Genomic DNA, 9,631 nt, shown 5'->3' with positions numbered 1-9,631 from the left:
GTAGTCAGTTACCTAATTTTCAGGGAAAAAGTACCTGAATTTTACCCCTGATCCCTCCAATGGTCGGCACTTTTTGAGGTCAAAAAAGTCTAAAAGCCTTATCCAACAAGGTTTTTAGATTTATTCAGCAAGCCCTACTTAACACAAGAAAAACTAAATTCAGTTCAAAGAGGCGCGATCGCCCCTTTGTTAGAGTCATTTAAAGTTAAGTTCTGAGCCACTTTAATATCTGAGGATTTTTGTCATAAAGGTAGGTAAAACCATCTTTGGCTGTAATCACCTTCCCTCGACTGGCTTTACTCCGAATGCTAGAGAGTGATAGGTCTGTTAATAGTTTCATTTCCTGATGGGAAAATCCTTCAAGAGAATAGACTATTTCTGGTTCTGATCCATTATCGATAGTAATATCGGGTGTTATGGAATTGTTACTCGAAGCATTAGTAAACATTTCTCCCGCTTTTTTAAGGCGATAATCTTGAACGCTTAAGAGTTCCCAACTAGAGTCAGCAGAAAGTTCTAAAACCCATTGATGGTAATTAAACAAACTTTCTCGATGACCCACACTAATAAAGGTTGTCTTGCGAGTTTGTAATTGCTCGTATAAAATCCCCTCATTTGTTAAATCTAAGGCACTGGTCGCCTCATCTAAAATGGTAAAACTCGGAGAATTCACTAACAATCGAGCAAAGGCTAGGCGTTGTTGTTCACCGAGGGAGAGAATGTTTTCCCAGGGTTTTTCGGAGTCAAAGTCATCCACCCGATTTAGCACATTTTGCAAATTGACTTGTTGTAATACTGCTTGAAGTTCGGTATTGCTCATCTCACGATTGGTTAGAGGATATAGCAATTGTTCGCGTAAGGTTCCCAAAATAATGTAGGGACGTTGGGGCAAAAAGAGAATTTCTTCTAGGGGAGGACGCACTAAACGCCCGGTGCCAGCATTCCATAAACCAGCGATCGCCCTTAATAAAGAACTTTTACCTCGACCACTGGGCCCGACAATCAATAATCCTTCACCTTTTTGAACAGTAAGAGATAAATCCTCAACAATCACCTTTTCATAGTCAGGGGTTTCTAGGGTGACGTGTTCAAAGGCAAAATGATTTTCTTCTATGGTTGTAATTGTGCTGGCATTATCGGCTTGTTTAGTCACAGTTTCTAAGGCATTAGAAAATTCATTTAAACGTTCTACATAACTAGAAAAACGTCCTGAAGTACCAAATTCTGTAATTAATTCTCCCAGGGCCGATGCAAACATAAAACTAGCTAATGAAGCTTGCTCAACTTGTCCATAATCAATTTCTCCTTTAATATACAAAGGCCCAAGGACTAAAAAGGGAAAAAACTGAATGACGGAACGATAGCCCCGACTAAAAATTTCATTCCCTTTTTCCCAGTTAATTTTATTTTTCGTATCATTGATAACTTCCTGAAAACGTCGCTGAATAATATTTTGTTCCTCTTTTTCTCCCCGAAAAAAAGCAATAGATTCCGCATGAGTCCGAACATGGGTTAAGGCATAGTTATAATCTGCTTTTGATTGCAGTTGTGCCTGATTGATCTTGCTTAATTCTTGATTTAGATAGGCGGCAATAAAATTACCGATAATCGTGTAAAACAGTAGCGGAATAGCAATCTGTCGAGAAATTGACCAAACTACCACTAAAAAAGTTAGCATTTCCAAACTTTTTTCCAAAAAAGTGGCCGAGAAACTAATGGCGTTTGTGGCGATCGGTTCAATTTCCTGGGCTAGACGTTGATCGGGGTTATCAATGTCAGATTGAAAGTTAATTTTATAATAGGCACGATTACTAAAATATTTCTCTACAATCTGGGTGTTTAACCATTGATACCAATCTAGGGCAATTTTTTTGCGAATATCTTTAGTGAACCCTGCCAGCAGCGTTACACAGATTAATCCGATCGCATAGACAGTTAATGTACTGGCAAATTGAGACGCATCTTTTTCTTGAATAATGACATCAATTAAACGACGATTAACAAAACTGTTAAAAGCCGTGACGGCGACTAATCCCACAATCAAAAAGATAAGCAGTGATAGCATTCCCCAGGAACGAATAACATCAGAAAAGCTTCTTTTATTTGATACAGTGGGATACCAATAGGGTTGGGCGATCGCCTTTACATCCCTTAAAAATTGGTTAAAGGAAGCAAGGGCATTGGCACTAGAAGCTGTTTGGGTTGTCATACTTGTCCTCTGACCGGTGAACGATCATTCATTTTAAACAATAATCAGGCTTTTTGAAAGTTTTAGGCTAGGTAGCTATTGAGTTTTTCAGCGAGGACTGGATTTTTAATTAAACCGTAGTGATCGCCGCTAATCCATTGAGATTGCAAGTCATTGATTACTTGATGCCAACCAGGATTTTTAATAGAACTGTCTTCCGCTCCTAAGAAAACACTTCTACCCAGATACGTCTTGGGAGAATAGCTGCTCAAAGCTTGGTGATTAATCTGGAAAACTTTAAACCAGGTTTTAACCTGCTGCTTCCCAAAATCTGACGGCAAAAGATTCGTCTCTTGACTCCAAGTAATAAACTTGTCTAGTAATTCGTCTGATGTAAAATGAGCAAGTTCACTCCCAGAGAAAGAGATTTCTTGATTAAATATACTTGCTAAGTCTCTGATGAAAGAATAGGCAATATTGAGATCTTCATTAAATTCTTCTGGCAGTGAGTTAGCAGAATGTTTCTCCCTATTAACTGAATTAAGTAAACTGGGAGAATAACTATCTATTAAAGCCAGTAAAGCAACTTCTTGACCTTGGGTCAATAATTGTTGGGCGATTTCAAAGGCAATTACTCCTCCCATTGACCAACCTCCTAAATAGTAGGGACCAGAGGCTTGAACAGTTTGTATTGCTTCAATATAAATCATTGCCATTTCTTCAATAGAGGCTACAGTTTTTTCTAATTCACTTAGCCCTAATGATTGTAATCCATAAAACGGCTGTTTCGTTCCTAAATTACGAGCTAAATCGACATAACACAGCACATTACCACCAATGGGATGAACAGCAAAAAATGGGGTCTTATTACCTTGAGACTGGATAGCAATCAACGGTGAAGAGGCTGGCTGAGTTGTTTCTTGCGCTAGTAATTTGGCTAGACTTGCTATGGTTCCATTTTGAAAAAGACTGGTTAATGGTAAACGTTTGTCTAACTTTTGTTCAATACGATTGATCAGACTGACTGCTAATAAAGAATGACCGCCTAATTCAAAGAAGTTGTCCTGAATACCAATATTATTAATGCCTAAAATCTCTGACCAGATTTGGGTTAATTGTGATTCTAATAAATTACGAGGAGCAATTTTTTGAATATTTTTTCTGGCTTGATCATCGGGTATAGGTAGGGAACGGCGATCGCATTTACCATTGGGAGTTAAGGGTAAATTATCTAAAATAACAAAGGTATTAGGAACAAGATAGGCGGGTAATTGATTCGCCAAAAATTGACGCAGTTCGCTAGTAGTTATCTGGGAGTTGGAAGTAAGAACCACATAGGCAACTAAACGTTTATCGCCAGGAGTATCTTCACGGACAATCACCGCCGTATTTTGCACATCGGGACATTGACTCAGAACCGCTTCAATTTCTCCTAACTCAATGCGAAAACCGCGAATTTTTACCTGATTGTCAATGCGTCCTAAATATTCAATATTGCCATCGGGTAAATAACGAGCTAAATCTCCCGTTTTATAGAGTTTTGATGGTTGCTCTTCCCCCTTTTTAAAAGTTTCATAGCTCTTATCTCCCCCCTTTTTAAGGGGGGTTAGGGGGGGATCAAAAGGATTAGGAATAAACCTTTCCGCCGTTAATTCAGGACGATTTAAATAGCCCCTTGCCACCCCGACTCCACCAATGTATAACTCTCCTGACACTCCCACCGGCACCGGCTGTAAAAAGGCATCTAAAATATAAATTTGGACATTGGCGATCGCCTTACCAATCGTCACTATTAAATCATCTTGACTACATTGTGCAATTGTTGCACAAACACTCGCTTCCGTTGGCCCATAAGCATTAAAAAAGTTTCTTCCCACCGACCATTGTTTCACCAAATCGAGAGGACAAGCTTCACCCGCCACAATTAAGGTTTGTAAATTTGGTAACGGTTTTTTTGGTAAAACAGCTAAAGCTGAAGGGGGTAAAGTCACATGGGTAATCCCATTTTCTCGTAAATTGTTAATTAAAGGTTGACCTGGCAATAAAGCATCTTTTTGGGCAAGATAAAGAGTCGCTCCAGAACCAAAGGTCATCAAAATTTCTGAAATACAAGCATCAAAACTAAAGGAGGCAAATTGCAGTACACGGCTTTTATTGTTGACGGCAAAAGATTGAATTTGAGCAAGAGCCAAATTAACTAAGCCTCGATGTTCAACCATCACCCCTTTAGGCTTACCCGTAGAGCCAGAGGTGTAAATCACATTGGCTAAATTAGAAACAGTTAGTCCGTTTTGAAGATTATCTTGAGAATATTGAGAAATCTGCTCTTGGATGTGATCTAAACAAATTAGAGTCGCTTGAGAAGAAGGCAATTTTTCTAATAAAGAACTGTGGGTAATCAAAAAAGAAGCTTGACTATCTTCTAACATAAATAGAAGACGTTCAGTGGGATAGTCAGGAGCAAGAGGGAGATAAGCACCACCCGCCTTGAGAATGGCTAATAAGCCGATAATCATTTCTAAAGAACGTTCTAGGGAAATACCGACTAAAACTTCTGCTCCCACGCCTAAAGTTTGTAAATAATGGGCTAACTGATTAGCGCGATGGTTTAATTCACTGTAGGTTAATGATTGCTCCTCAAATACCACCGCGATCGCATCGGGAGTTTGTTCAACTTGTTTCTCGAATAATTGATGAATGCACTGCTCTTGAAGATAATCAACCTGAACACCTTGATTTTTAATCAATAATTGCAGTTTTTCCTCTTCCGTCAGCAAAGACAACCGTAAAACTGACTTCGTTGGAGCGGCAACAATATCTTCTAACAAGGTGACAAAATGTCCACTCATTTGCTCAATGGTTGAGCCATTAAATAGATCGGTGTTATATTCCCAAACCCCAATCAATCCTTCCTCTAGATTCTCCATTGATAAGGTTAAATCAAATTTAGCAGTCTTATTTTCCATCGGTAGAGGACAAACCTTTACATTTTTAAGTTCTAGATCAGCCACTGGTGTATTTTGCAAAACAAACATTACCTGAAATAAAGGGGTATGACTGAGATCTCGTTGAGGGTGTAGTGCTTCTACTAACATTTCAAAAGGTAAATCTTGATGGGCGTAGGCTGCTAAAGAAACCTCTCTAACATGGTTTAGCAAATTTTGAAAACTTAAATCATTATCTAAACTCAATCTCAGAACTAATGTATTAACAAAAAAGCCGATTAATCCCTCAATTTCCTTACGATTACGGTTAGCAATAGGAGAACCAACTAAAATATCTGCTTGTCCTGTATAACGGTAAAGTAAGGTAGCAAAAGCAGCCAGGAGAGTCATAAATAAAGTCACTCCATGCTTCTGACTTAGTTGATTCAATTTTTGGCTTAATGGCTGAGAAAGTTTAAATTCTTGATGAGAACCAATAAAAGTTTGGATTGCGGGCCTAGGTCTATCTGTCGGTAAAGGTAAAAAAGCAGGAGCATTTGCTAATTGTTTGCGCCAATAATTCAATTGATTACTTAAAATTTCACCTTGTAACCAATTCCGTTGCCAGACCGCAAAATCAGCATATTGTATTTTAATAGGCGTTAAAGATGAGGGTAAACCCTGATTATAGACAGCGTAAAGATGAGTTAGTTCTTGAAAAAATACTCCAATTGACCAGCCATCGCTAACAATATGGTGCATGGTCACGAGTAGATGATATTCTAGCGGTGATCGCACGAATAAAGTAGCACGAAATAAGCAATCTTGAGCAAGATTAAAAGGCTTTTCAGCTTCCGCAATTTCCAGAGATTGAGTGTCGGTTAAATTTTGACAATCAACAACAGACAATTGCCAATTAATAGTAGGGTGAATAATTTGAGTGGCTTGACCATTAACCATTATAAAATTTGTGCGTAAAGCTTCATGACGGTTAACAATTTCTTTTAAGCTTTGCTCTAAGGCAGTAATATTTAATGTTCCTTCTAGTCTTACGGCTCCCCCTACATGATAAAAGGCGCTGTTAGGTTCTAATTGATCCAGAAACCATAAACGTTGTTGAGCAAAAGATAACGGGAGGTTAGCACTGTCGTTTCTGGTTAGGATGGGGGGAGCAGCAATGGTTTGCTGAGATTGCTCAATTGTTAGGGCCAATTCAGCAATAGTGGGAGCGGTAAAGAGACTACGCAAAGGTAATTCGACTTGAAAAGTTTCACGCAGACGGGACATTACCTGGGTAGCCAAAAGGGAATGCCCCCCCAATTCAAAGAAATTATCTTCTCTGCTGACTCTTTCTATCTTGAGAACTTGCCCCCATATTTGAGCCAGAATTTCTTCAGTGGGAGATTTAGGGGCAATATAGTCATTTGATAACGCTTGTGTTTCGGGTATAGGTAAGGAACGGCGATCGCATTTGCCACTGGGGGTTAGGGGCAAATCATCTAAAATAACAAAGGTATTGGGAACGAGATAGGCGGGTAATTGATTCGCCAAAAATTGACGCAGTTCGCTAGTAGTTATCTGGGAGTCAGAAGTAAGAACCACATAGGCAACTAAGCGCTTATCGCCAGGAGTATCTTCGCGGACAATCACCGCCGTATTTTGCACATCGGGACATTGACTCAGAACCGCTTCAATTTCTCCTAACTCAATGCGAAAACCGCGAATTTTTACCTGATTGTCAATGCGTCCTAAATATTCAATATTACCATCGGGTAAATAACGCGCTAAATCTCCCGTTTTATAGAGACGAGAATCTGGGTCGTTACTAAAAGGATTAGCAATAAATTTTTCTTGGGTTAATTCAGGACGATTTAAATAGCCCCTTGCCACCCCAACTCCACCAATGTATAACTCTCCTGACACTCCCACCGGCACCGGCTGTAAAAAGGCATCTAAAATATAAATTTGGACATTGGCGATCGCCTTACCAATCGTCACCTTTAAATCATCTTGATAACATTGTCCAATAGTGGCACAAACACTCGCTTCCGTTGGCCCATAAGCATTAAAAAAGTTTCTTCCCACCGACCATTGTTTCACCAAATCGAGAGGACAAGCTTCACCCGCCACAATTAAAGTTTGTAAGTTGGGTAACGATTCTTTGGGTAAAACCACTAAAGCTGAAGGCGGCAAAGTCACATGAGTAATTCCATTCTTTACTAACCGTTCAATTAATGGCTGACCTGGTAATAAAGCATCTTTTTGAGCAAGATAAAGCGTCGCTCCAGAACCAAAAGTCATCAAAATTTCTGAAATACAAGCATCAAAACTAAAAGAAGCAAATTGCAGCACACGACTGTTATGGTTGACTGCAAAAGATTGAATTTGAGCAAGAGCTAAGTTAACTAAACCTTTATGTTCAACCATCACCCCTTTAGGCTTACCCGTAGAGCCAGAGGTATAAATAACGTTAGCTAAATTGGCAGGAGTTAACTGACATTGAAGATTATCTGGAGAATATTGAGAAATCTGCTCTTGGATATGATCTAAACAAATCAGAGTTGCTTGAGAGGGAGGCAATTTTGCTAATAAAGAACTGTGGGTAATCAAAAAAGGAACTTGACTGTCTTCTAACATCAACTGAAGACGCTCAGTGGGATAGTCTGGATCAAGAGGAAGATAAGCACCACCTACCTTGAGAATCCCTAATAAGCCGATAATCATCTCTAAAGAACGTTCTAGGGAAATACCGACTAAGACTTCTGCTCCCACGCCTAAAGTTTGTAAATAATGGGCTAACTGATTAGCGCGATGGTTTAATTCAGTGTATGTTAATGATTGCTCCTCAAATACCACTGCGATCGCATTTGGAGTCCGTTCAACTTGTGCTTCAAATAATTGATAAATACACTGCTCTTGAGGATAATCAGTCTTGCTATTATTCCAAGATATTAATAATTGCTCACGTTCCTTGGGTGTTAATAAAGGAAGTTCTTTAACTGTAGCTTTTGGATTGAGTATGATTGCCTGAACTAAATTTTGAAAATGTTCTCCCATTCTTGCAATTGTTGCAGTGTCAAATAAATCTCTGCTGTAAATCCAATCTATTGCTAAACCTTCTGAATTTTGCCAGCAGTTTACTTCTAGATCAAATCTGACAGTTTCTTCCACTGATAAAGATAAACTTTCAATACTTAAACCCGAAAGATTCCAAGTATCTTGAGAGGTATTTTGTAGCGCAAACATGACTTGTACTAAAGGATTTCTGCTCAAATCACGGTCAAGTTGTAGCTTTTCTACTAACATCTCAAAGGGTAGGTCTTGGTGAGCATAACCCTCTAAAGTTGTCTGTTTAACTTGTTCTAATAATTCTAAAAAACTGGGATTTTCTGATAAGTTAATTCTTAAAGCCAAAGTGTTAGCAAAAAAGCCAATTAAAGGTTCGATCGCTGCTTGATTACGATTAGCGATCGGAGAACCCACCATCAGATCAGATTGACCACTATAACGAGATAGCAAAACGCCGAAACCGGCCAACAACGTCATAAACAGGGTTGCGCCATGATCTTGACCTAACTTTTTAAGACCTTGAGTGACATTTTGATCCAGTTGAAAACGCTCAACTCCTCCTTGAAAAGTTTGTATTGCTGGGCGGGGTTTATCCGTTGGTAAAGTAAGAACAGGAGAGACTGTTGCTAACTGTTCTTGCCAATAATTGAGTTGTTTATCTAAGACCTCACCTGAGAGATATTGACGTTGCCAAACCGCAAAATCTGCATACTGAATAGACAACGCAGGGAGAGGATTGGCTAAGTTCTTTAAAAATGCTTCGTATAGAGCCGATAATTCCCGAATCAGAATCCCAAAAGACCAACCGTCATAGATAATATGGTGCATTTTCAACAGCAGCACCGACTTCTGGGGACTCAATTGCAATAGCTTAAACTGAATCAGTGGCCCCACCGTTAAATCAAAAGCTTGTCCTGCTTCCAATTCTGCTACTTGTTGAATTTTGGTTGATTGTTCATTTGGGGATAAATCTTGATAATTGTCAACTTTTAAGCGAAAAGAACTAGGCATCGCGATCGCCTGAATAGGTTCCCCTGAAACAGTAGGGAATGTTGTTCTAAAAATTTCATGGCGGTTAATTAATTCCCCCAAACTCTGCTCTAGCACAGTCAGATTGAGATTCCCATCAATTTGCAATATTTCCAGGGTATTGTAGGAACGACTATCAGGAGAAAGATAATGTAAAAACCATAAACGTTGTTGAGCAAAAGAGAGGGGTAAATGGCCGTCTCTAGCGACAGGTTGAATTGGTAAATGAGCGTTACTTTTAGACTGTTTGGCCCGTTGTAAAAATTGTAGTAATTCAGGTTTGCGATCGCCAATTTCTTGACGGAGGGTAGCAGTTAAAACACCTTCAGGAGCCTGAGCGCGGAGGCGGTTTTCATCAGCTTCTAAAGTAATGCCTAAATCCCGTAAATAACAGACAAATTCAACAATCTTTTTCGTCATA

At 39.2% G+C, this 9,631-nt stretch carries 2 protein-coding genes; both read right to left on the bottom strand.

Translation table 11 applies throughout. The annotated features are described in order from the left end of the window. Positions 1-205: 205 nt before the first annotated feature. Positions 206-2,209: an ABC transporter ATP-binding protein/permease gene (locus IM496_RS03225; RefSeq protein ID WP_194014626.1), complete on the bottom strand. Its 2,004-nt coding sequence runs from the start codon at positions 2,207-2,209 to the stop codon at positions 206-208. Positions 2,210-2,271: 62 nt separating this feature from the next. Then, positions 2,272-9,630: a non-ribosomal peptide synthetase gene (locus IM496_RS03220; RefSeq protein ID WP_287661217.1), complete on the bottom strand. Its 7,359-nt coding sequence runs from the start codon at positions 9,628-9,630 to the stop codon at positions 2,272-2,274. Between the last annotated feature and the right edge of the window lies 1 nt (position 9,631).

The organism is Microcystis sp. M049S2 (assembly GCF_020245625.1).
Lineage (GTDB): Bacteria > Cyanobacteriota > Cyanobacteriia > Cyanobacteriales > Microcystaceae > Microcystis > Microcystis ichthyoblabe_A.
The sequence above is the reverse complement of the archived record's forward strand: the minus strand, read 5'-3'. Positions and strand labels throughout refer to the sequence as shown.

Bases quoted from the DNA above. Each gene is read 5' to 3' on its own strand.
- IM496_RS03225 (WP_194014626.1), bottom strand. From the start codon at position 2,209: ATGACAACCCAAACAGCTTCTAGTGCCAATGCCCTTGCTTCCTTTAAC.
- IM496_RS03220 (WP_287661217.1), bottom strand. From the start codon at position 9,630: ATGACGAAAAAGATTGTTGAATTTGTCTGTTATTTACGGGATTTAGGC.